At 69.3% G+C, this 21,917-nt stretch carries 19 protein-coding genes; 9 read left to right on the top strand and 10 right to left on the bottom strand.

Translation table 11 applies throughout. The features are described 5' to 3' along the window. The first annotated feature begins 63 nt into the window (after nt 1-63). The 3 genes from ACSMFO_RS13440 (at nt 64) to ACSMFO_RS13430 (ending at nt 2,231) form a co-directional block, all read left to right on the top strand. A complete protein-coding gene (locus ACSMFO_RS13440; RefSeq protein WP_038507403.1) occupies nt 64-705 on the top strand; it encodes a macro domain-containing protein in 642 nt (213 codons plus the stop codon). Nucleotides 706-862: 157 nt separating this feature from the next. After that, entirely contained in the window at nt 863-1,795 is a 933-nt protein-coding gene (gene coaA / locus ACSMFO_RS13435; protein WP_038507400.1) for a type I pantothenate kinase, read from the top strand. Nucleotides 1,796-2,060: 265 nt separating this feature from the next. Beyond that, the gene (locus ACSMFO_RS13430) at nt 2,061-2,231 is read left to right on the top strand and encodes a hypothetical protein (RefSeq protein WP_240596227.1); all 171 of its coding nucleotides are present in this window, start codon (nt 2,061-2,063) and stop codon (nt 2,229-2,231) included. Between the two features lie 13 nt (nt 2,232-2,244). Here the strand turns inward: ACSMFO_RS13430 and ACSMFO_RS13425 are convergent, their stop codons facing one another. From ACSMFO_RS13425 to ACSMFO_RS13415, 3 genes are all read right to left on the bottom strand, one after another. Then, the gene (locus tag ACSMFO_RS13425; protein WP_360123904.1) at nt 2,245-3,798 is read right to left on the bottom strand and encodes a DUF1841 family protein; all 1,554 of its coding nucleotides are present in this window, start codon (nt 3,796-3,798) and stop codon (nt 2,245-2,247) included. Between the two features lie 177 nt (nt 3,799-3,975). Beyond that, nucleotides 3,976-5,289, bottom strand: coding sequence for a hypothetical protein (locus tag ACSMFO_RS13420; RefSeq protein WP_436458862.1), 1,314 nt, complete (start codon nt 5,287-5,289; stop codon nt 3,976-3,978). After that, a complete protein-coding gene (locus ACSMFO_RS13415; RefSeq protein WP_436458861.1) occupies nt 5,286-6,209 on the bottom strand; it encodes a nitrate- and nitrite sensing domain-containing protein in 924 nt (307 codons plus the stop codon). Before ACSMFO_RS13415 ends, ACSMFO_RS13420 begins: the two co-directional genes overlap by 4 nt. A 121-nt stretch (nt 6,210-6,330) precedes the next feature. On the opposite strand from ACSMFO_RS13415, the gene ACSMFO_RS13410 reads away from it, so the two are divergent. Beyond that, on the top strand, nt 6,331-6,657 hold the full coding sequence (locus tag ACSMFO_RS13410) for a nucleotide pyrophosphohydrolase (RefSeq protein ID WP_037333591.1): 327 nt from the start codon (nt 6,331-6,333) through the stop codon (nt 6,655-6,657). On the opposite strand, the gene ACSMFO_RS13405 is transcribed toward ACSMFO_RS13410, so the two are convergent. Continuing rightward, nucleotides 6,647-8,077 (bottom strand): 3'-5' exonuclease, encoded by a 1,431-nt coding sequence (locus tag ACSMFO_RS13405; protein ID WP_436458860.1) that lies wholly within the window; start codon nt 8,075-8,077, stop codon nt 6,647-6,649. The two genes, ACSMFO_RS13410 and ACSMFO_RS13405, sit on opposite strands and share 11 nt — an antisense overlap. A 314-nt stretch (nt 8,078-8,391) precedes the next feature. On the opposite strand from ACSMFO_RS13405, the gene ACSMFO_RS13400 reads away from it, so the two are divergent. The 5 genes from ACSMFO_RS13400 (at nt 8,392) to ACSMFO_RS13380 (ending at nt 15,266) form a co-directional block, all read left to right on the top strand. Then, nucleotides 8,392-9,222 carry a thermonuclease family protein gene (locus tag ACSMFO_RS13400; RefSeq protein ID WP_436458859.1) on the top strand — a complete coding sequence of 277 codons (831 nt, stop codon included), beginning with the start codon at nt 8,392-8,394 and terminating at the stop codon, nt 9,220-9,222. An 87-nt stretch (nt 9,223-9,309) separates the two neighbouring features. Next, nucleotides 9,310-11,832, top strand: coding sequence for a M14 family zinc carboxypeptidase (locus tag ACSMFO_RS13395; RefSeq protein ID WP_436458858.1), 2,523 nt, complete (start codon nt 9,310-9,312; stop codon nt 11,830-11,832). A gap of 9 nt (nt 11,833-11,841) precedes the next feature. Then, nucleotides 11,842-12,984: a hypothetical protein gene (locus tag ACSMFO_RS13390; RefSeq protein WP_436458857.1), complete on the top strand. Its 1,143-nt coding sequence runs from the start codon at nt 11,842-11,844 to the stop codon at nt 12,982-12,984. A 9-nt stretch (nt 12,985-12,993) separates the two neighbouring features. Then, nucleotides 12,994-13,620, top strand: coding sequence for a response regulator (locus tag ACSMFO_RS13385; RefSeq protein WP_016330621.1), 627 nt, complete (start codon nt 12,994-12,996; stop codon nt 13,618-13,620). Then, the gene (locus ACSMFO_RS13380; protein WP_436458856.1) at nt 13,620-15,266 is read left to right on the top strand and encodes a hypothetical protein; all 1,647 of its coding nucleotides are present in this window, start codon (nt 13,620-13,622) and stop codon (nt 15,264-15,266) included. The genes ACSMFO_RS13385 and ACSMFO_RS13380 overlap by 1 nt, the downstream gene beginning before the upstream one ends. Here the strand turns inward: ACSMFO_RS13380 and ACSMFO_RS13375 are convergent. The 6 genes from ACSMFO_RS13375 to ACSMFO_RS13350 all read right to left on the bottom strand — a co-directional run bounded on the left by ACSMFO_RS13375 (nt 15,226) and on the right by ACSMFO_RS13350 (nt 21,917). After that, nucleotides 15,226-17,424 (bottom strand): tetratricopeptide repeat protein, encoded by a 2,199-nt coding sequence (locus ACSMFO_RS13375; protein ID WP_436458855.1) that lies wholly within the window; start codon nt 17,422-17,424, stop codon nt 15,226-15,228. The genes ACSMFO_RS13380 and ACSMFO_RS13375 overlap by 41 nt on opposite strands. Nucleotides 17,425-17,497: 73 nt before the next feature. After that, on the bottom strand, nt 17,498-18,748 hold the full coding sequence (locus tag ACSMFO_RS13370; protein ID WP_436458854.1) for a haloacid dehalogenase-like hydrolase: 1,251 nt from the start codon (nt 18,746-18,748) through the stop codon (nt 17,498-17,500). A gap of 42 nt (nt 18,749-18,790) precedes the next feature. Continuing rightward, on the bottom strand, nt 18,791-19,399 hold the full coding sequence (locus ACSMFO_RS13365) for a histidine phosphatase family protein (RefSeq protein WP_436458853.1): 609 nt from the start codon (nt 19,397-19,399) through the stop codon (nt 18,791-18,793). Between the two features lie 9 nt (nt 19,400-19,408). After that, nucleotides 19,409-20,050: a class F sortase gene (locus ACSMFO_RS13360; RefSeq protein WP_436458852.1), complete on the bottom strand. Its 642-nt coding sequence runs from the start codon at nt 20,048-20,050 to the stop codon at nt 19,409-19,411. Then, nucleotides 20,047-20,664: an excalibur calcium-binding domain-containing protein gene (locus ACSMFO_RS13355; protein ID WP_436458851.1), complete on the bottom strand. Its 618-nt coding sequence runs from the start codon at nt 20,662-20,664 to the stop codon at nt 20,047-20,049. The genes ACSMFO_RS13360 and ACSMFO_RS13355 overlap by 4 nt, the downstream gene beginning before the upstream one ends. Before the next feature lie 107 nt (nt 20,665-20,771). Next, complete coding sequence (locus ACSMFO_RS13350; protein WP_038507361.1) at nt 20,772-21,917, bottom strand: GAF domain-containing sensor histidine kinase; 1,146 nt, start codon at nt 21,915-21,917, stop codon at nt 20,772-20,774.

Genomic DNA, 21,917 nt, shown 5'->3' with positions numbered 1-21,917 from the left:
TCACTCGGACAGCCGGTACGCGCGCCGGTTACGCCAGGTGGCTTTTTTTGCCATGCTTAGGGCGTGACCGCCGAACCGGGCACGCACACCGGCCACGAGGATGTCGGCTCCTCTTTCGCTCCCGTGCCGGACCATCCCACTCCGGAGCTGGTGCTGTGCGCCGTCGATGACCTGCTCGCCCAAGCCTGGACGACCGTCGCGGACACCGTGGACGGCCGCGTCTTCGTGCACCGCGGATCCGTGCTCGACGTCGTCGCGCAGGCCGTCGTCAGCCCCGCGAACTCCTATGGCTGGATGCGTGGCGGCATCGACGCCGTCTACGCCCGCGCGTATCCCGGCGTCGAGCAGAACGTCCGCAGCGCCGTCCTCGCCTACCACGGCGGCGAGCTGCCGATCGGCGAAGCGGTGATCGTGCCGACCGGCGAGGCGGAGCCCGCCTGGCTGATCAGCGCGCCGACCATGCGGGAACCCGGCGAACGCCTCCCGCGCGACACCGTGCACCCGTACCTCGCCGCCCGCGCGGTGTTCCAGCAGTGGCGCGACGCCAGTCTCGACCAGGGCCGCGTCCGTGATCTCGTGCACACGATCGCGATGCCGGGCCTCGGTACCGGCGTCGGCGGGGTCGCCCCCGCGTCCTGCGCCCGGCAGGTCGCCGCGGCCTGGGACGAGGTCTTCACGCCCGGCCGTTCCCGTAACGGACGGTAACGCCCCGAAGCGGGCTACATCACATCGCAGCGCGTTCACGAGCCGTAAGCCCTACCGTTAAAGCGGCTTCATCCGGTTCGAGGCACGTTCACCCGCCGAGAACTCGTCAACACGGTTTTGTACGGCGCCAGCGCAGGCGACGGGCGAGGAGTGTGCGATGCCGCGGGTCCGTGAGCTCAGTCCCTACGTCGAGCTGCACCGTGAGCAGTGGCGAGAGTTGCGCAGGTCGACTCCCCTGCCGCTGACCGCCGCGGAACTGCTGCGGCTGCGCGGTCTCGGTGAACAGGTCGACCTGGCCGAGGTCGCCGAGGTCTACCTCCCGCTCTCCCGGCTGATCAATCTCCAGGTCGCCGCCCGGCAGCGGTTGTACGAAGCCACCACCACCTTCCTCGGTGAAGACAGCCGGGGCACCAAGGTGCCGTACATCATCGGCATCGCCGGGAGCGTCGCCGTCGGCAAGTCGACCACCGCGCGCATCCTGCGCACGCTGCTCGCCCGCTGGCCGGATCACCCCCGGGTCGACCTGGTCACCACCGACGGGTTCCTCTACCCGCGTGCGGAACTCGTCCGGCGCGGGATCATGCACCGCAAGGGTTTCCCGGAAAGCTACGACCGGCGGGCGCTGCTGCGGTTCGTCACCGAGGTGAAGTCCGGGGCCGAGCGAGTCAGCGCGCCGGTGTACTCGCACCTCGCCTACGACATCCTTCCCGACGAGGAACAGGTCGTTCAGCAGCCCGACATCCTGATCCTCGAAGGGCTGAACGTCCTCCAGCCCGGCCCCCGGCTGACCGTGTCCGATCTGTTCGACTTCTCGATCTACGTGGACGCGCCGACGAGCGACATCGAACGCTGGTACATCGAGCGCTTCCTCAAGCTGCGGCACACCGCCTTCGCGGATCCCGCGTCGCACTTCCACCACTTCGCCGGCCTCCCGGACGACGAGGCCCGTGCCGAGGCGCGCCATCTGTGGCACACGATCAACGAGCCGAACCTGATGGAGAACATCAAGCCGACCCGGCCGCGGGCGACCCTCGTGCTCCGCAAGGACGCCGACCACACGATCAACCGGGTCCGGCTGCGCAAGCTCTGAGCGAGCACACCGCGTAACCGGACGATCGCGGGTTTCCGACTCCCCGCCGTTCCCTCACAAGCAGGAGCCTTCGCACCACCTGCGAGCCGCAGAGGCCCGCCGGTCGCACACCGCTGTCGCCGGGCGGCTTTCCTCGGCCGATCGGCCGATCCACGCTCAGTACGTGTAACCGGTTGGCCGATACCGGCTACAGCCCCCCACAGCGACCCTTGTGTCAGGGGAACAAGAGGTCTCGAACAGACCTTGAGCAGGGAGGAGGCTCACGATGTTCTCGATCATCCTGACCTGGGTCGGCTCGATTCTCGGACTCGCACTCCTGGTGGCCATGGCCGCCGGCGCCTTCGTCGTCGACTTCGACGACGCCCGCGGGGACCGGCGCCGGAAGAAGCCGCAAGTCACCGAGACCAAGGGCACCCCCGCGGCTCCGCTCGGCTGAGCCTCCCGCGCGCTCAGAGCTCGCCGAGCGCCTTCCGATAGTCGTCGACGTCGTAGTCCATCTCGTGTTCGCCCGCTTCGGCGAGCTGGGCGGACAGCGCGTCGATGAGGCGATCGAAGATCTCCTCACGTTCCTGCCCGGTCTCGCTCAGCCGCAGCACGGCCTGCCAGACCTCGGCGGGCTCGTCGTCCCAGAGCTGGTCGACGATCGTGGTCTTGAGCGCGAGCCGCATCCTCGGCTCGCCGTCGAAGGTCTCCTCGGCCAGCGCCTCGTGATACTCGGGGTGCTCGCCGATCACCAGCAGACGGCGCTGCTCGGGGTCGGCAGGCTCGAGTTCCAGCTCCTCGTCGCCGATCTCGGCGTAGACCGTCGGGACGGCGAACATGCGGCGCGCCAGGGCGTCCGCGAGTTCCGCCGGGTCCTCGATCCCTTCCGAGCCGTCGAAGTAGACGTCCAGCGCCGAGTCCTCGTCCTGCGCGAACTCCTCCAGGAACTCGGTCGCGCTCTCCAGCAGGGCCACCCGCGCGGCCTCGGGGAGCCCGGCGCGGTCGGCGGCCCAGGTGACCCAGCCGAGCAGGGCGGGCTCCAGCGCGTCTTCGTAGGCCTCGTCGATCTCGAACTCGCCGTCCAGCAGCGACTCGAGGAACCGGGCGAGCTTCTCGGGGCCGACCCGCAGCGGGCTGCCCGGCTCGGTCTCGCAGCCGTAGTCGACCAGCAGGCGCGCGTAGAACCGCGTCGCGTCCGTGTCCTCCACGAGCCCGGAGCCGATGAAGTCGGCGACGACCTCTTCGCGGACCTGCTCCGGCCATTCGGAGATCTCGGGCGACGGTTCCGGCGCGGGCATCGCCCGGATCCAGGCCAGCGCGAGCGCGTGGAACCGCGCGTAGTCCTCGCTGACGTCGGGTTCTTCGACGACGTCCGTCGCGGCGAGCCCGTCCGCCAGCAGCTGGTGGGCGCGCTCGGGCAGGACCCGCTCCAGCGTCACCAGCTCCGGGTCGTCGGCGGCCTGCTGGCGCATCTCGGCCAGCACGTCCTGCGGCTTGTCGACCACGACGACGTCGCGGATCCGGCCGCCCTCGGTGAAGTCGACCAGAGCGAGCAGGCCGTGCTCGACACCGCCGCGGGTGAAGACGCAGAGCAGGGAGGACTCGTCACCGAAGACGTCGCCGGTCCGCCAGCAGTCCCCCACGGTCACCGCGGCGAGGTCTCCCACCCACTCCGGTTCCGGGATCCCGCGGCCCAGCACGGTGTTCAGCGCCGCTGCGGCCGCCTCACGCTCTTCCTCGGTCTCGGCGAAGACCCGCAACCCGGCGAGCAGCGCGGCCGCGGCGGGGGTGATCTTCCGCTCGGCGAACGCGATGAGCTCCAGGCCCAGCGGCGTCTCGTCCTCCTCGACCTCGATCTCCCACCACTGGCCGAGCACCTCGGAGGTCAGCAGCTCGACGTCGAGCACCTCGGGTTCGGCGCCAAGGGTCGAGAAGTCCCGGAGGACGTCCTTGAAGAGGCCCGTCACACTCGGGGTGGAGGGCTGGGCTGCCTTCTTGCGGGCACGGCTCACCGGACTCATGGCGACATGTTTGCACGCGGACCCGATCGGGCTCGTCGCGGTGGTCCCGGGCGCGGAACACGGGTCCCGTCCGCGGGGAGGACGCGGGTGGAAACCGGTTACAGGACCACCGCGACTTCGACCTTCTTCGCCGGGTTTCCTCGGTTCACTTCGAATAACGACGGCCGCCGGGCGCGGTTACGCGCCGACCGGTTTGGGAATCGCGATTCTCGCCGCCTTGACCTCGGCGATCAGCCGGGTCTTGCGTTTGTGTATTTCCACCAATGTGCCGAGGTACGAGCTGAATTCTTCAGTCATACCGGCCTTTTTGTGCACCGTGCGCAGTTTGCGCAGTTGCCGGGCGGCCTCGCGGTAGGAGTTCGGATCCTTCCGCGTGATCAATTCTTCGACATGGTCCCGATACACGGGAATGGTTTCGGCCGGATGGGCGACGGAACGGACGTCCGCGAGTTCGACGCGCACCGGCAAAGAGGCCTCGAACCGCACCGCCGCCCGCCAAGCCTCGTCGGCGCGATCCTCGCCGAGCAACGCGCGGACGAGTTCGTCGGCGGCCTGGGTGCTCCCGGCGGCGAGTTCGCGTAGACGGGCCAGTGCGGTCTTCCGCTGCGCGACCCAGCGCCCAGCTTCCTGCGACTCCTCGCGCAGAGCGAGGTAGGTCGCGGCTGTGGGATTCTCGTCGAACTCCTTGCGCGACAAGGGAACCAGCTCCGCTTCCGGCGGTGGCGGCTCTTCCTTCTTGTCGTGCGTGAGCGCCCGTGCCGCGTGCGCGATGGCCTCGCTGTGCCGCCCCGCCGCGCGCAGGACGCGCACGATCTTGAGGCTGACGTCCACCCGCGGCGGTTTGGCGGCGAGGATCGCGACGAGCGCGTCGACGTCGCCGGACACCTCCGCCAGCTCCTCGCGCAACCGCTCGGCCGTCTCGCGTTTCGCGCCGGACGGCTGCTCCGCCAGCACTTTGTCCACAGTGGACTGGATTCGCGCGATTCCCTTTTCTCCCAAGGCGGAGGCGAAGTCAGCCAGCTCGATGGCGGGCCAGCCGGGGCCGTCGAACTCGACTTCGAGAATCCAGGCGGCCAGAGTCTCGGGGTCCGGCGGGCGGGCCGCGCAGGCCCGCGCGTACAGCTCGACGGCCCGGTCCAACCGGTCCGCGACCTCACCCGAGGTGTCGTCGATCTGCTCCAGCATCTCGCTGATGTCGTCCACGGTCCGGCGGGCGAGCGGTGCGAGATCGGCCCGGCTGCCGGCGTCGAGAAGCCGCTGAAGCGTGTCGAGGACGGAGCCGACCTTCGCGGCGTACTCGACGTTGTTCGCCAGCACGGCGGTGTCGAGGAGGCGGTGCGCCTCGGCGACGTCACTCCCCTGGGTGGCGAAACGGTTCTCCAGAGCCTGCCGTAACTCAGGGTCACGCTCAGCCTGGGCGTGCAGCAGGTCCGCCAGCGTTTCCGCGTCCAAAGTACGCAGGTAGGGGCGCAGATCCGTCGGGGAACTCACCCGGACAAGTCTGCCCGACCGCTTCGCCGACTCGTGTGGGCCAACAGCGTGCTCTTTTCGGCGTAATCGCTCACCAGGTGTGACCAGGTCAGCGGGGCCGCGTCGAGCCGCGAAGGGCAGCGGATGATCGGGATCGGGAGCCTGCTGACGAGCTGCATGACGATCGCCATCACCACCACCGCGAGCAGCGAAATCGCGGCGGCGGCGGCGAGGGCGCCGCTCAGCACCCGGCGTCCGCCGTCGATCGCGAGCTGCGCCGAGTACTCGATCTGGCGTGCGGCGAGATCGCCGAGGGTCCGGCCGACGACGCCGGCCGCCACGCGCCAGGCATCTTGGCCGACGGGCGGCGGCGTGGCCGCGCTCAACGCGGTTTCGACCGCGCCGAACCGGCTCCAATCCACACTCCCGACGAGATCACGGTAGGTCCGACGGCTACTTTCCGTCAGCTTTCCGGCGACGGCGTCGAGCCTGGACCGGTAGGCGCCCACAGCCGCGGCGTAGTCGCGCCGCCCCTCGTCGTCGATCCCGGCGACCGCGAGGGAATCGCTGCGGTCCATGCCTTCGACGGCGGTGAGCAGCTCGACGGCGATCGTCTGCTGATAGCCGACTTCGGCGTCCGGGGCGGCCCGCGCGATCTCGCGCAACGAGGAAAGCGAAGTGTCGATGCGATCGGCGTAAGCGGTGTAGGTGGCGGAACGACTGCCCGGCGCCCGCAGCGCGACGGCCCGCTCGCGCTGCAGCGACGCGATCCCCCGGCTCGCCTCGGCCATGATGACCGCCCCGCCCTCGGCGTCGTCACGGTCCTGGATGGCCTGCTGGACGAGGAATCCGCCGATGAACAACGCGACGAGCACCAAGGCCGCGCTCGGCACGAACGCGATGGAGAGCATGCGAGCGCGAAGGCTTCGCTGGTACGTCAAGACTTTCCTTCCGGATCCGTTCCCCGACGCCCAGCGACGCTAGGCAAGGTGCAAATTGCACGTCAACGCTCGTCCGCCATACGGCCGTTAGCGCACCGTGACGATCTGGTAGGCACGGCACGTGACTCTCGACGACCTCAACCAGCGCCTCCGCGACTTCGCCGCGGCACGGGCCTGGGAACCGTTCCACACCCCGAAGAACCTGGTCATGGCGCTGTCCGGCGAAGTCGGCGAGCTGACTTCGCTGTTCCAATGGCTCACCCCGGAGGAGTCGGCGAAGTGGCGCTCCGACCCCGAGCTGGCGCACAACGTCGTCGACGAGATCGCCGACGTCACGCTGTACCTCCTCCAGCTGGCGAACAGCCTCGGGGTGGACCTGATCGAGGCGGCCAACGCCAAGATCGATCGGAACGAGCACCGGTTCCCGGCGCCCGACGTCAAGCCCTGACGGCGATCTGCCAGCCGCCGAGCAGGCCCCCGACACCCAGCACGCCCACGAAAAGGCCTGCGGCGAGCCCCGCGCCGCCGAACAACGCGAGCACCGTGATGAACATGAGCAGCATCCCGAACCCCATGAGGGCCCGGCCGCCCCACAGCTTCACCGACGGTGGGGACGGCGCTGGCGGTATGTACCCGTGCGGAACAGGTGGCTGCGGATAAGGAACGAAAGCAGCCGTCGGCTGTTCAGCGGTGTAGACCGGCCGGTGCACCGACGCCACGGGAGCCGGGACCGGGGCGGGCGGCGGCACGGGGATCGGGGCCGACACGGGCGCCGGCCGCGGAACGAGACCCAGCACTTCACGCGCCTCGGCGACTCCGAGCACCTTCGCGCCGAGTTCACCCGCCCTGGCGATCCGTGGCTCGGTAGGGGGCACTCCGGAGCCCACCACTAGATGGGTCACCGACGCGGTGAGCTTCTTCGCGAGCTGAAGGCCCGCGTCGAGCACTGCGGCGCGCAGATCATCCTCCGCCAGCCCGTCGCCGAGAACGAGGACGCGACGGCGCACACCGGACGCGGCCCCGGTGACCCGGAGCCCGTGCAGCGTTTCGGGCACTCGCAAAGCCGCCGCGACGGCGCGCAGATCCCGTTCTTCCTCTGCGGTGATGACTCCGTCGCTTTCGGCGAGCTCGCGCATGGCCTTGACGAACCCGGTGTGCACGCGGTGCAGATCGGTGTCCGACATCCCCGCCGCCGAGGCCGCAGCACCGAGTGCCCTCGCCTCGTCGTCCGAAATATGACGGTCCGCCAAGGCGTTGCCGAGCAGCTCGACGTAGGCGTCGTGCAGCGAGCCGGTGGCTCCGAACGCGGCCTCGGGTACCCGGTCGACGAAATCCGCCATCCAGGTGCCACCGCTCGGCACCACTACACGACGAGGCGACAGACGCGTGGCGGGCGCGAATCGCGGCAATTCCGGGAACACCGGCCGTTCCGTGAACCTGAGGCCGTGCGTGTTCACCAGCGTCGTCACGATCCGGGCGCATACGTAGGCGTCGGCGAGCGCCGTGTGCGCCGCGAACTCACCGACGCCGACCGCCTCGGCCACCGTGGCCAGGCGATAGTTCGGCAACCGCAGCGCGCGCCGGGCCGCGGCCAGCGTGCACACGCCCGGCATCGCCGGGATCCGCGCGCCCAACCTGCCGGACTCCCCGTCGAGGAAGCGCGCCTCGAAGGGCAGGTTGTGTCCGACCAGGACACTGCCCTGACAGACATCGAGGAAGTCGCCCAGTACCTCGCCGAGATAGGGAGCGCCGTCGAGCTCGCGGCGGGTGATCCGGTGCACGTGGGCGGGGCCGGGATCCACGCCAGGGCCCGGATTGACCAGCGTCGAAAACTCACGCAGGACCGTGCCGTCCGCCCGGACGCGCACGGCCGCGACCTCGACCACGTGTCCGGGTGCAGGCCGGTGGTCTCGAAGTCGATGGCGGTGAATTCAGTCGTCCCCGCGGCGAACCGGCCGTCTGGAGTCAACGCGAGATTTTCGACTGTCTCCGCCATTTCGTTTCCTTTTCTCGAAGCGTCTACCGGTGGATCGTGACGTCACCGTTCGCGTAACGCCCGAATGCCGACGGTGACCCGTTCGTGGCCGCTTCGTGACAGAAATGCCGAGCATGTAACACCATTCGCCGGGGGAACGACAAAAACCGGCGAAGCTCACCCGAAGCAAGAATCCCGAGGACGCCCATGCACACCGGTCCCTCCCGCGACAAGCGGATGCCCCGCTGGATGATGATCGTCCTCGCCGCCTTTTCGGTACTTTTCGTTCTCGGCGCCGTGTTCGGGAAAACCCCTCAGCCACAACAAGAGCAGCCGGTCGCGGCCAAAAGTGCCGAACAGACGACGTCGCCCTCGCCGACCTCCTCGGCCACCGCTCCGAGCACCTACCGGATCGCCGAAATCGTGGACGCCGGCACGGTCAAGGTGACCGGTCCCAACGGTGAGAAAATCGTCAGGATCCTCGGTTTGACGACCCCTCCGAATACGAACGGATGCTTCGCCGAGGAAGCCCTCACGTGGGCAAAGAACACACTGACCGGCCAAGAGGTCTTCATTCGATCGGTATCCGATGAGGCCGGTGTCCCGCTGGCATCGGTGAGCATGGTGAACGGCGGTGACTACGCCACCACCGCGCTCAAAGCGGGATACGCGAAATTCGCGAGCAGGGCGGTCGAGAAGACCATCGGTACCGCGCTGCAGGCCGCCGAAGACGCCGCGCGAACGGCGGGGAACGGGCTCTGGGGGCCGCCCTGCTTCGGCAAGATCGACACACCACCGACCTCCGTCGCGCCACCGCAGCAGCCGGCCGCCCCGCCGATCACCCGGGCCGAGCCCACCACGAAGAAGTCCACCCCGCCGCCCGCGGCGGCCGAACCGGATCCGCCCAAGGCGGTGTCCTACGCGAACTGCGACGCCGTGCGAGCGGCCGGAGCGGCGCCGTTGTACGCGGGGCAGCCCGGCTACAACCGCAAACTCGACCGAGACGGCGACGGCGTCGCCTGCGAGCCGAAGAAGTAGTTCCCGGCGCCCGATTAGCCGCCTTTCGGGTCTTGTGGGCCGTTCGGCCGACCGGAAACACTGTGCCGACGTCCCTGGAGGTGGCCCTTGTCGCGTTCGGCTCGCACCGTGTTCCTGGCCCTGATGCTGTCACTGAGCGCGGTCGCCGCGCCTGCGTACGCGGCGCCACCGCCGACGTCGCCGCATCGCGATCCCGGCAACGGACCGGAGCGCAACGAGGTCGCCGCGACCGACCAGCCGATGAGCGTCGCGCGAGCCGCGGCGGGCGAGAACGTCGCGGGTGACCATTCGGGGTATCCGCGCAAGACGAAGCTGCGCGTGTATCCGGAGAACACGGCCGACAAGTCGATCAAACTCGGGCTCGCGCCGTATCACGCGATCGCGCCGAAGCTGAACGCGTTGCAGGCGCGCAGTGACCGGATCTCGGTCGAGATCGCCGGGCAGTCCGGGCTCGGCCGCGACCTCTACCTGGTGACGCTGACCGCGCCGGAGAGCCGGTCCGAGACGCGACGGCAGGACGCTTGGCGGTCGCTCATCGAGAACGACCCGGCGCGGGCCGCGCGCGACCCGTTCCTGCGCCACGGTTACAAGGCGCCGGTGTGGATCAACAACAACATCCACGGCAACGAATGGGAAGGCACCGACGGCGCGCTCCGCGTCATCGAGAAGCTGGCGACGTCGAACGATCCCAAAACCGTCGAACTGCTGAAGCGGAACCGCTTCTACTTCAACGTCACGGCCAATCCGGACGGCCGCGTCGCCGGCACGCGGCAGACGTCGCAGGGCTTCGACCCCAACCGCGACTTCGTCACCGCGTCTCAGCCCGAAGTGCGGGCCATGCGCGGGATCGCGATCGGCAAGCAGCCGCTGATGATGCTGGACGAACACGGCTACGTCGCGAACACGCTCATCGAGCCCACCACGCCGCCGCACGGCCAGAACTACGACTTCGACCTCTACATCAAGCACGGCTACGCCAACGGGCTCGGCATGGAGCAGGCGGTCAAGGCCCTTGGACGGCCTGAGACGGCGAAGCCCGAGATCCCGTTCCGCGACTACGACCCCGGCAGCTGGGACGGCTGGGCGCCGATCTACACCGCCCAGTACGCGATGTACCACGGCGCGGTGTCCTTCACGATCGAAATCCCGATGCGGGTGAACAACGCGGACTACGAAACGCAGCCGGTGACGGAGCTCCAGCGGCGCGCGGTGATCAACACCGAGGTCGTCGAGGCCACCATCGGCAGCACGCTGAACTACGTCGACCGCAACCGCGGCGAGCTCATCGCGAACCAGATCGAGATGTTCCGCCGCGGCACGGCCGGTGAAGCGCAGCGCGAGATCCCCGACGGCTTCGTGCCCGGCTTCGGGCCGGAAGACCGCTACCGCACGGAGTTCCCGCGCGCGTACGTCATCCCCGCCGGCGCCGACCAGCGGTCGGCCGTCGCCGCTTCCCGGCTGGTCGACCATCTGGTGGCCAACGACGTCCGGGTGCGGCAGGCCGATCGCCCGTTCTCGCTGGCGGGACGCCGCTATCCGGCCGGTTCGTACGTGGTCGACATGCACCAGCCGAAACGCGGGCTGGCGAACGTGATGCTGGAGCAGGGCAGCGACATCTCGGCGAAGGTGCCGGTCATGTACGACATCTCCGGCTGGAGCCATCGCCTGCTCTGGGGCGCGTCGGTCGACATCGTGAAGCAGGGCAGGCTCGACGTCCGTACGCACGACGTCGTCGCGGCGTCGCCGACCGGTGGCATCGACGCCGCGCCCGGCCGGGACCTCGCGCTGAAGCTGGTCGACGCCAAGGACGTCAGCGCGGTCAACGACCTGCTGAACCGAGGCCTCGCCCTCGGCCGTACGGACGACGGCACGATCGTCGTTCCGGCGTCGGCACGCCCTGCCGCCGCGGAGGTGGCGGACCGCTACGGCGTCCGATTCACCGAGGCACGCGGGACGGCGACCCCGTTGAGCCGCAAGACGATCGCGGCCGCCGTCGGGGCGGACGAGCTGAAAGCACTGCGGGACATGGGCTTCGACGTGCGGCCGGTGTCGGCGGCGGTGCTCAACGCGGGCTTCGACTGGTCACGGGTGGACCTGCTGTTCGTCTCTTCCGGACTGCGGTACACCGACCTCACTCCGGCGGCGAAGGACGGTTTGCGTGCCTTCCTCGCCCGCGGCGGTGTGGTCACCCGCGGTGCCACTGGCGCGCGGTTCAACACGGACGTGGGACTTCTCGAAGCACGTCCGGTGGCGGGCTGGGAGGACGGGAACGGCGTCGTCTCGGTCGTCAACGGAACCGGCCCGGTGGGTGCCGGCGCCCTGCCGGACTCGTTCGTCTACGGGCCGTTCTGGTTCACTGATCTCGGCTCCTCGGTGAGTGTCGAGCAGCGCTACGCGAGCGGGAACCCCCTGGTCGCGGGGCATTGGCGGACGCGGGACGACGGTACCGGCGGGCCGCTGCAGGCAGCGGGCCAGGCCGCCGTCGTGTCCGGGACCACCGGGCTCGGCGGGCGGGCGGTGCTGTTCGGCACCGAACCGCTGTTCCGTGATCACCCGAAGGGCTTGTACTCGCAGGTGGCCAAGGCGATTTACTGGGCGGCCCCGAAGTAACGTGCGGGTATGCCCGTATCACGTGGCCGGAAGCCGAAGAAGAACAAGAAGCCGGTAGGGGCGCAGAAGGCGCAGGCCATGGAGCCTTCGGCCCTGCCGGATTGGATGCCGGGGGCGATCGAGATCGTCCTCGCCGAGGCCGGCGTTCTCCTGAAGGCGCAAGGCCCCCGCGAACTCGAGGAGGCGACTGCCTCGCTGCTCGGAGCCGAGCTGCACCGGGCGATTCAGGGCGCGAACAACGGCCTCGACTTCGACCTGTTCTTCGAAGCCGTCGTGCTCGCGGTGTCGAACGTGGAGCCTCGCCAGGAGCATTGGCTGCTGCTGCAGGGGATGAGCGCGATCTCCCCACCGGGCTTCGAGTCGTTCGTGCGCGCGAGCGTGAGCAGGCTGCGGAAGGCATTACGGTCGGAAGTCCTGCCCGAATGGCCCCGGCTGGCCGCGAAGATCAAGGCGACCGGCGACGTCTGGGAACTCCAGGATGTCTACGGAACGCGCCTCGGCGTGTTCGCGACGTTCTCCTACCCCAGTGACGCGGCCACAACGGTGTACGAGTTCGAAATCGACACGTCGTGGATTCCCCGCCTAGTCGGCGGCGGCGTCCACGACTCGCTCGATCAAGCGGCCGAAGCATGGCGGAAGCGTTTCGGCGGGACGGCGGAGCCCGAGCCGGTCACGGACCCGGGACGCCTGGAAGGTCTCGTCAACCGCTCGCTGGACATCCTCGGCGACGAATCGCGCACCATCCTGGACAATTGGTACCGCGCCGAACGGCGGTACCTGACTCTCGATACCGCGCTGAAGAACCGCGGCCTGCGGTTGCCGCCGATCCGCTCCTATTACTCGGACATCGACCCGCCGGTGATGACCGTCCCCTTCAACGCCTGGCACCTCGAGACCTTCGGCAACGAGCCCGACGATCTGGTGGTCGAAGAGCTGGCCGCCGAGTGGATGGAGGGCGTCATCCCGGCCACCTGGTTCGCGGTATCCCCGGACCGGCTCGATCATGTCACCGCGCTGATCGGCGACTGGGCGGACGACCCCGTCCGCCGTGCCGCGCAGGCGCTGCTGCCGAAGTGGGTGCGCTGGCTCGGCGAACGGGCCGGGCTGCCGTCGGCGCTGGTGGAAGGGATGGTCGCCAAGGCGACGAAGTAACGTGGGGGTATGCCGATCCAGGTGCTGCTCATCGACGACCACGAGGTGGTGCGGCGCGGTCTGCGTGACCTCCTCACCGACGAGCCCGACATCGAGGTCGTCGCCGAAGCGAGCGGGGTCGACGAGGCCCTCGCCGTGGCGATGCACGTCGAGCCGGACGTCGCCGTGGTCGACGTGCGGCTCGGCGACGGCGACGGCATCGCGCTCTGCCGCGAGCTGCGCTCGAAGCCGAACCCGCCGCAGTGCCTGATGCTGACCGCGTTCGACGACGAGGAGGCCATGGTCGGCGCGATCATGGCGGGCGCGGCCGGGTACCTGCTGAAACAGGTCCGCGGCCAGGACGTCGTCAACGCGGTCCGCGAGGTCGCGGCGGGCCGGTCGTTGCTCGACCCGCTGTCGACGGCGCGCGTGCTCGACAAGCTGCGGCATCCGCCCGAGGACGAACTCGGCTCCCTCACCGAACGCGAGCGCGAGGTGCTGGACCTGATCGGGCAGGGCATGTCCAACCGCGAGATCGCCGAGCGCCTGTTCCTCGCCGAGAAGACGGTGAAGAACTACGTGACGTCCGTGCTCGCGAAGCTGGGCATGCAGCGCCGCACGCAGGCCGCGGCATGGATCGCGCGCCGGGACAGGTAGTGCGCGAAAAAGGTACCCCCCCCCCGTCGTTTTGGGCGAAGGTCCCGGTCGATCCCGAGTTCGACCAGTGGCTCACCATCGGTGTCGAACGCAAGATCCTGGTCGTCGTCCGCACGGTCACGACGCTGACGAGGTTGCTGGACATCCTGTCGCTGATCGAGAGCGATCGACGGCTCCAGCTGGTCTTCACCTACGACGCGGACAGCACCGCGATCTTCGGCGCCGGCGTTCCTGAATTCCTCGGCACGCTCCGCGCCTCCGTCGTTCCGTGGCGGCAGGCCCTCCAAAGCCGCTTCGACCTGGTGATCGCGGCGAGCGAGAACGACGATCTCCATCTCTTCGACGCGCCGATCGTCCTGGTGCCCCATGGAATCGGCTACCAGAAGTACTACCCGCGGAGCCGGACGGTCGCCGGGATGAATCCGGACCGGCTCGTCCGCGACGGCCGGGTCGTCCCCGCCATGGTCGCGCTCTCCCATCCCGAGCAGCGCGCCCACCTGCGGGAAGCCGGTCCCGAAGCGGCGGCACGCGCGGTGATGGTCGGCGACCCGTGCCATGACCGCCTGCGCGCGGGCATCCATCGCGCCCCCGCGTACCGCGCCGCGTTCGGGGCGCACGGCCACACCCTGGTGGTCATCGCCTCCACTTGGGGTCCCGGTTCACTACTGGGGACGGTGCCCGATCTCCCGCTGCGGCTGGTCTCCGAGCTCGAGTACGACGGCTATCGCTGCTGCGCCGTGCTCCATCCGGGAATCACCTCGGCCCACAGCCCTTGGCAGGTCGACGCGTGGCTCTCCGAGGCACGCCAAGCGGGCCTCCAGGTGCTTCCGCCCGAAGCCGGCTGGCAGGCCGCGCTCACCGCCGCTTCGTGTGTCATCTCGGACTTCGGTTCGCTGGCGCTGTACGCCGCCGCGGTCGACCGGCCCCTGCTCCTGATCGGTGACGGCGGTGAGACCGTGGTTCCCGGCTCCCCCATCGCGGCGCTCGCCGAACGGACCGCGCGGCTCGATCCGGACGAGGCACTGGGGCCTCAGATCGATCTCGCGATCCGGCGGCACAGCCCCGGTGACCACGCGGCCGTGGTGAAACAGGCCGTCGGTGCCGCGGACCTGTCCGCCGAACTGCTGCGGCCACGGCTGTACCGGCTGATGAAGCTTTCCGAGCCCGCGACCGAAGCCTCCTTCCCGCCCCACGACGTGCCCGACGTCGAACCGCGGGAAGTCGCCACCTTCGTCGTCGGCACCGAGGAAGCCGGGGCGGCGACGAAGATCATGCGGTTCCCGAGCACCGGCCGTCGGCACGACCTCGCGAACAAACACCTGGTCGCGCACGAAACCCAGGCGACGCTGCGGCAGCTGTCCACCGCGAGGATCGTTTACCGCAGGCTGGACGATCAGGACGTCGACCACTTTCCCCGGTGGTCCGAGGAGATCCTCCGACAGTGGCCGGACGCCGCCGTGGCCGCGGCGACCGTCGGCCGGAGCACGTGCCTGGTCCGCACGCGTGACGGTGTCCGGCGGGAACTGACCTTGACCGACCGCACGATCGACCCGCTGATCGGCGCGTCGCTGGTTTATCTGGACCGGTTGCCGCCCGCCGAACCGCTCAGCGTCGGCGATCGGGCGGTGACGATTCGAGTGCGGTGAAGTACCGGTCGGCTCGCGGGTGACCGATCTGGGTGGCGTCGTAGGCGAGCCGCCCCCATACGTCGATCGCGCGGGGATCGCGCTCGGCGGTCATCAGCCGCGCCTGCAGTTCCCTGAGCTCCCAGGCGTATTGCGTGGCCCGCTGGGACGTCAGCTGATTCCAGGCGGACGCGAACCGCGCTCGCGCCTCGGAGAGTTCGCCGAGCGCCAGATAAGCGTTGGCATAGACCATTTCCACCCGTGCCCGGTTGCGTCCTTCGGCGCTCATCGTGCCGAGGACGGCGATCGCCTCGTTCGGTTCGCCGAGTTTGATCAGGACGTTGGCGAGCATTCTGGGATGGATGGCGAGCGCAGGACCGTCCTTGAGCTCGGTGCTGATCGCGCACGCGAGCCGGAGCTGCCGCGCGGCCTCCCCGAGTTCCCGATCGATCTCCGCTTTCCCGGCCCGACGATGGACGAGCAGATCCGCGTGCTCTTCGTGGAACCGTCCCCGGAACTCCGCCAGCGACGCCCGCAGCGTGTGCCATCGGCGTTCCGCGATGCCGACCGCCGGACCGGCGAGGATTTCGGCCGCCCTGTCGAGATCCTCGCGCGCGGCGGGGAACCAGCGAGCCAGGAAGCGGGCCTTGCCCCGCATCATCAGTGTCCGCGGCAGCTGACCGGGCTTCGCGTCCTTATCGGCTTCGACGGCTTTCACCGCCCAGTCGCTGATCTCGACGAATTCGCGCCAGTAGCCCCGTTTGTTCACGAGCGCTTCGAAGGCTCCGGCCAGCTGCAAGGCCTCCTTGTGGCGATGGCGCAGCCAAGCGAGCTTCACCAGTTCGCCGATCAGCGTGCGATGCCACTCCAGCCAATCGATGTGATCGACCGGCAGGTCCCAAGTCCGCTTCGAGGGAACGACGTAGGTGCGCAGTCGCTGGGGGTTCTCGCGGAAATCCGCCGCGACCGCGGTGTCCCGGACATGGGCGAGCAGACGGTCGAAGCCCGCGTTCCGATCCGCCGTCAGCCCGCGCGCGTACTGCCCCACCAGGATTGTCAGCGAATACCAATCACCGAACTGATGGGTCAGCTGCGCGGCGATCAGTTCGTCGAGGACCTTCGCGTCGCCGGTCATCGCCGCCGCGGTGGCCCTGGTGAAGAACCCGCCGGGATGCTCTGCCAGCAGAGCGCAGGCCTCGACGGCGGCGTCCGACAGCCGAGCGAACGTCCGCCGCAGGGAGTCCTGGATGACACCTTCGGCGTCGACGACGCCGGTCGCGCGGTACTCGTCGAGCAGCGCGGCGACCGGCCTGGTCTCCCCGGCGCGACCGGCCAGGGTGACGCCGACCTCGCGGAGTGCGAGCGGCATCCGGTCGCAGAGCCCGATCAGCAGATCGCTCTCGACCGGTTCCTCCGATGGCCGGACCTTGCCGCAGAAGTCGGTGAGCAGCTGCCGCGCACCCTCTTGGTCGAGCCCCCGGAGCTCGATGGCATGGGGATCGCACGCCTTCAGCTCGCGGCCGTACCGCGAAGCCGTCGCCAGCACGAGGCTGGTGCGGAAGCGGGTGAACAAGGCCAGTTCGGCCGCCAGCTCGACGTCGTCCAGGATCAGCACGAACGACCTGGTGACCAGCACCGACAGGAACTGCCGGTCCAGTTGTTCGTCGTCGACCGGGATCTCGCCGCGGGGAATCCCGAATTCCTCGAGCACGTACCGCTTCACGGCCGCGGCGTCGAATTCGTCGCCGTCGCGATACCGGGCGAGCGACACTTCGACCCGGCCCGACGGGAAGTCCGCTTGGACCCGGTCGGCGATCTGGCGGGCGAGTTCGGTCTTACCCGAACCGCCGGGGCCGACGATCAGTTTCAGCCCCGTCCGCGGCGGGTCGGCGAGGATGGCCAAGTGGTTGCGGAAGTTCTCGATACCGGCCGTGGCCGTCGACGCGTTTTCGGAATGGAGTTCCGACACCGCTTCGATCAGGCGATCCGCCCATTCCTTGTCCGCGCGGGCGGCGGCGAGGGCACGGGAACTCAGCGCGTCCTTTCCGGAATCACCGGTCCCGAGCCGTTCCTTGAGCAGGGACACCACGTTCCGCCCGGCCGTGGACACGGCGCCCACCGCCGAGGTCGCGGCCGCCTTCGCGGCTTCGTCCACGACGACCTGCAACAGGTCAACCACGGCCTCCCCCTCACTCAGCCAAGAACGCCACGGTAGCAGCGGGGCGACCGAGCGTCACGCATCGTGAACCCGCTCAGGGGTGCACGGTGTCCCGCTGATCCGGGATGACCGTGCCGTCGTCGCGCAGCACCGGACCGTGTGTGCCGTCGGCGTTTTCGTACGCCGTCGTCGAGCACGGATAGGTGCGGCTCAGCGCCGGGAAGGGCTCGATGAACATCGGGTTCACCGCCCATTTCCCGTCCGCGTTGTCGTAGGCGCGGCACATCAGCTCGTCCTTGTTGCGGTTGAGCGTGACGCGGACTCCGGTGGCGTCGCGCAGCATGGTGACGTCGGTGGTCGCGTCGCCGCCGGCGAGCGCCTGCCGCTTGTCCGCCGGGGCCGGTTCCATTGCCTTCGCGCCGCGGATCCCGAGGATGCGTTCGTTGATGTAGCACCGTTTGCCGTCGATGTAGGTCATGATCTCGTCGGCGCCGTCGGCGTGCCCGCCGCAGCCTTCGAGGTGTCCGTTGATCCGGCCGTTCGTGGTCTGCGAGTAGATCCCCAGCGTGCGGCTCGGCGGGATGCCGACGGCGGAACCCCAGACGTCCGCGAATTCCTTGGGTGAGGCGGAAACGACCCAGGTCGAGAAGCCCGCCTTGGTGAGCGTCGAGATCAGGTCCTTGATCTCCGGGTAGTACCGGATCCACGCGACCTGCGTGCTCGAACCGACCTTCTGGGTCGCCCCGATCGGCGCCAGCAGCGCCGCGGCCCTGGCCTGCCGGGCGATCGCGCGGACCTCGTCCGGGCGGTATCCGGCGTTGATCTGCGCGACCCAGGCGTAGGCCGCCTCCATGTACCGCCGGTTGTTGCCCGCGAAGACCTCTTCGCCGGTGGTCGTCTTCGCGCTCTTCCGCACCGACAGGAGCTCATCGGCGCAGGCGATGTTCTTGCTGGTGGGAAGTGGTTTCCCGGCCGGGGTGGCGGTACCGCACGCCTTGCTCAGCGCTTTCGCGCCGGCATCGGTCATGTAGCGGCTGGTCGTGCGCCAGTCCTGGTCGCGCGGCTGGAGGACCTTGTCGTGCCGGATCATCCAGAAGACGGTCTGGTCGGAGATGTCGTTCTTGATGACCGTGTTGTCCCAATCGAACACGGCGACCGGACGCTCGCCGTGCTTCTTGCCGCAGATGACCTGCTGGATCTTCGCCGCGTTGTCGCCGTACCAATGGTCGGCCAACCTCAGCTGCGGACAAGGTGACGCGGTCGAGGCGATCGCCGCGCCGGGCACGGCCACCGGTACGACCGCCACGGCGGCGGCAAGGGCCACGGCTCGCAGGAACCTCGGCATGTCATCTCCCCACATGGTCTTCGACTGTCCGGGGAGATCCTGTCATTTCCCGGCGAGGGTGACGACCTGCCGGTTGTGGAAGTAGTCGTCCTCACGCAGCACGGTGACGCTGCCGGGTGAACCGCGGAAGTCGACGTACCCGGCCGATTCGAGCGGCATCCGGATCCACGCGGCGATCACGAAGGTGAGCGCGCCACCGTGCGTGACGACGATCTGGTGCCCACACGGGCTCTCCAGGATCGACTCCATGGCCGCGTAGACCCTCGCCGCCATCGCGCCTTTCGTTTCGGCGCCGGGGATTCCTTCGTCGTGTCCCAGCCGCTCGCCGACGGCGGGCGGCGGGACGAACCGGCTGTCCAGCCACGCCCGCGGTTTGCCGCCGGCTTCCCCATACGACTTCTCGCGCAGCCGCCGGTCCAGGACGGGGGTCACGCCGAGCCGTTCGCCGATCAGTTCCGCGGTGCGCGCGGTGCGGCGCAGATCCGAGGCATAGAGCTCCACCTCGTCCGGCACCTTCGCGCGCAGCGACTCGGCGACGGCGACGGCCGCGCGTTCGCCCTCGGGCGTGAGTTCGGAGTCGTACCACCCGCCCACCAGGCGATCGACGTGGTGCGTGGCCTCCGGATGCGTGACGACGTAGACGGTGCGCATCCGGAGAATCTAAACGCGCGTCAATTTCGCGAAGGCGACGACGTTGTCGAGATAGTTGCCGGTCGAGGAGTCGAAATCCCCGCCGCAGGTGATCAGCCGCAGTTCGGGCCCGGTCGTGTCGCCGTAGACCTTCTCCGTGGGGAAGGACGCCTTCGGATGCCGCTCGACCGCGTACACGGTGAACACCGCGGTGATCCCGTCCTCGCGATGCACGAGTGCCTCGTCGCCGGCCTTCAGTTCCTTGAGCCGGACGAAAACGCCGGGGACCTTCTTGTAGTCGACGTGCCCGGCGAGGACGGCGGGCCCGACCTCGCCCGGCGCCGGGCCACCGGTGAACCAGCCGGTGGTGATCGCGTCGTGCGGCACCTGCAGGGTGCCGTCACCGGCCAGGCCGAGGTCGACGATCTCGCCGGTGCGGACGCCGATCGCCGGGATCTCGAGCCTCGCCGGTTTCGCGGGCGCGAGCGGCGAGACCGGCGGGATCACCGTGGTCGAAGGCGCCGCCGCGGAGATCGTCGGCGGCGACGCGGGCGAGGCAACCTTGCCCGATGGAGGGACGGCGCACGCGGTCAGCGCGGCCGCGAGCACCACCCCGAGGAGCGTGCCGACGACCAGCGGAACCGGCCACCGGCGCCAGGAAGGCCGGATCATCGCTCCGCACGCCGCCGAAGGACCAGGGACGCGCCCGCGACCGACACGGTCAGCAAGGCGGTGCCGGTCAGCGCGACCGCGGCGACCTCCAGGAACCCACCGTTGCTTTCGACGGCCTCCCCGCCACCGGTCGCGACGCCACCGACGGGTTTGACCTTCACCTGGCCGGATTTCGCGGGTTCGCCGAACCGGGATTCGCAGGCGTACCCGTCGTGATCGGCGTCGAGCTTGTGCGGGTCTCGCGGGTTCTTCTTGAGCTCGGCCTGCGCGGCGGCTTGCGAGGGGAAATCGGCGCAATCCTTGTCCTTGAACTGCGGCGCCCGCGTTTCCGTGGTGATCGACGGAAGGGTCGGCGTGCTCGTCACGATCGGCGGAGTCCCCCGTTTGGGAAGCCTTTCGCAAGCGATTCCGTCGCCGTCTTCGTCCAGGCGATGCGGATCGGAGCGATCTTTGTCGAGCACGGCCTGCGCGTCTTCTTGATACTTGAAATCACCGCAGTCCAGATCGGCGATCGCGGGCGCTTCGGCGAGCGCGAAAGCGACGGAAGCGGGGCCGAACAAGGAGAATCCGGCAAGGATGGCGGCCGTGCCGAGGGCGCGACGAACCGAGGACATGACGAGTCCTTTCGCTGGGAATCCGCGCTCGGGGCGCGTTCGATGCACATAGAGTCGCGTGCGGACCCCAGCTGTTACGGATTAATCGGAAACGCCAGCCGTTAATTTCACACGGTTTGATCGAGCGGAACGTCGAAAGCGACCAAAGTCCCCAAACTCGGGGAAGAATTGATCGAAAAGCGCCCGCCCGACGTCGTCGCGCGTTCGGCGAGATGACGCAGACCGCGTTTGGCGACCCCCTGCGGGACGCCGGATCCGTTGTCCCGCACGCGGAGTTTGACGCCTTCCGCGTCGCGGCTGAGCGTCACGCGGGTCTCGCTCGCCCCGGAGTGTCTGACCACATTGGACAGTGCCTCGCGCAGGGCGGCGCGGATGTGGTCCGCCTGTTCGGCGGGGATGTCGGCGAGCTCTCCCGACAGTTCGAGGGTCGGCGGGTAGCCGAGCAGCTCGCCCGCGATGCGCACCTCGCCTCGCGCGGACTCGGCGAGGTCGGTCGCGGTGACGGTCTCGTTCGCGGGTTCCGGGCTGCGCAGGGCGCGCACGGTGCCGCGGATCTCTTCGATGGTCTGGTCGAGCTGGTCGATCGCCTCGGACAGCCGCGCGCCGTCGGCCTGCGCGAAGCGTTTCCGCATGTTCTTGCGGACGCGGTCGAGCTGCATCCCGGCGCCGTAAAGGCGCTGCACGATGACGTCGTGCAGTTCGCGCGCGATACGTTCGCGCTCCTGGTAGAGGGTCACGCGGTGGCGGGCGTTGGCGCCCTCCGCGAGCGCGAGCACCACGCCGGCCTGCGCGGCGAACGCGGTGAGCACCTCGACCGTGCTGGCGGAGAACGGTTCCCCGCCGTGGCGGCGGTACACGGTGAGCGCGCCGAGGACGCGCCCGCCCGCGCCGAACGCCGAAGCGGCGAAAGGCCCGAAGCCCTGGAGTTCCGGCGGCACGAACGGCGCCGTGCGGGGATCGACGGTGAAGTCCTCGCTGACCACCGGCTCCCCGCCGCGCGCGACCTGGCCCGCCGCGGAATCCGCGGAAAAGGCCAGCCCTCGCAGGCCCTGGGTGGTGGCCCCGTGCGCGGCCTCCGCGACCACCTGGCCGTCGTCCGCGCGCACCATGACGAGACCGAGGTCGGCCTCGGCCAGTTCGACGGCGCGGGCGACCACGGTCTCCAGCACGTCACCCGGGTCGTCGCCGGACAGGGCGGTGCCTGTGATCTCGGTGGCGGCGGACAGTGCGCGCGCGGCAAGCGTGGGATCCAT

The organism is Amycolatopsis sp. w19, assembly GCF_051373225.1.
Classification (GTDB): domain Bacteria; phylum Actinomycetota; class Actinomycetes; order Mycobacteriales; family Pseudonocardiaceae; genus Amycolatopsis; species Amycolatopsis japonica.
This window is presented reverse-complemented; position numbering and strand designations above follow the sequence as displayed.

Excerpts from the sequence above, each read along its gene's own strand:
- ACSMFO_RS13425 (WP_360123904.1), bottom strand. The coding sequence starts at position 3,798 with ATGAGTCCGGTGAGCCGTGCCCGCAAGAAGGCAGCCCAGCCCTCCACC.
- ACSMFO_RS13385 (WP_016330621.1), top strand. The coding sequence starts at position 12,994 with ATGCCGATCCAGGTGCTGCTCATCGACGACCACGAGGTGGTGCGGCGC.
- coaA (WP_038507400.1), top strand. The coding sequence starts at position 863 with ATGCCGCGGGTCCGTGAGCTCAGTCCCTACGTCGAGCTGCACCGTGAG.
- ACSMFO_RS13400 (WP_436458859.1), top strand. The coding sequence starts at position 8,392 with ATGCACACCGGTCCCTCCCGCGACAAGCGGATGCCCCGCTGGATGATG.
- ACSMFO_RS13370 (WP_436458854.1), bottom strand. The coding sequence starts at position 18,748 with ATGCCGAGGTTCCTGCGAGCCGTGGCCCTTGCCGCCGCCGTGGCGGTC.
- ACSMFO_RS13350 (WP_038507361.1), bottom strand. The coding sequence starts at position 21,917 with ATGGATCCCACGCTTGCCGCGCGCGCACTGTCCGCCGCCACCGAGATC.
- ACSMFO_RS13360 (WP_436458852.1), bottom strand. The coding sequence starts at position 20,050 with ATGATCCGGCCTTCCTGGCGCCGGTGGCCGGTTCCGCTGGTCGTCGGC.
- ACSMFO_RS13430 (WP_240596227.1), top strand. The coding sequence starts at position 2,061 with ATGTTCTCGATCATCCTGACCTGGGTCGGCTCGATTCTCGGACTCGCA.
- ACSMFO_RS13355 (WP_436458851.1), bottom strand. The coding sequence starts at position 20,664 with ATGTCCTCGGTTCGTCGCGCCCTCGGCACGGCCGCCATCCTTGCCGGA.
- ACSMFO_RS13390 (WP_436458857.1), top strand. The coding sequence starts at position 11,842 with ATGCCCGTATCACGTGGCCGGAAGCCGAAGAAGAACAAGAAGCCGGTA.
- ACSMFO_RS13365 (WP_436458853.1), bottom strand. The coding sequence starts at position 19,399 with ATGCGCACCGTCTACGTCGTCACGCATCCGGAGGCCACGCACCACGTC.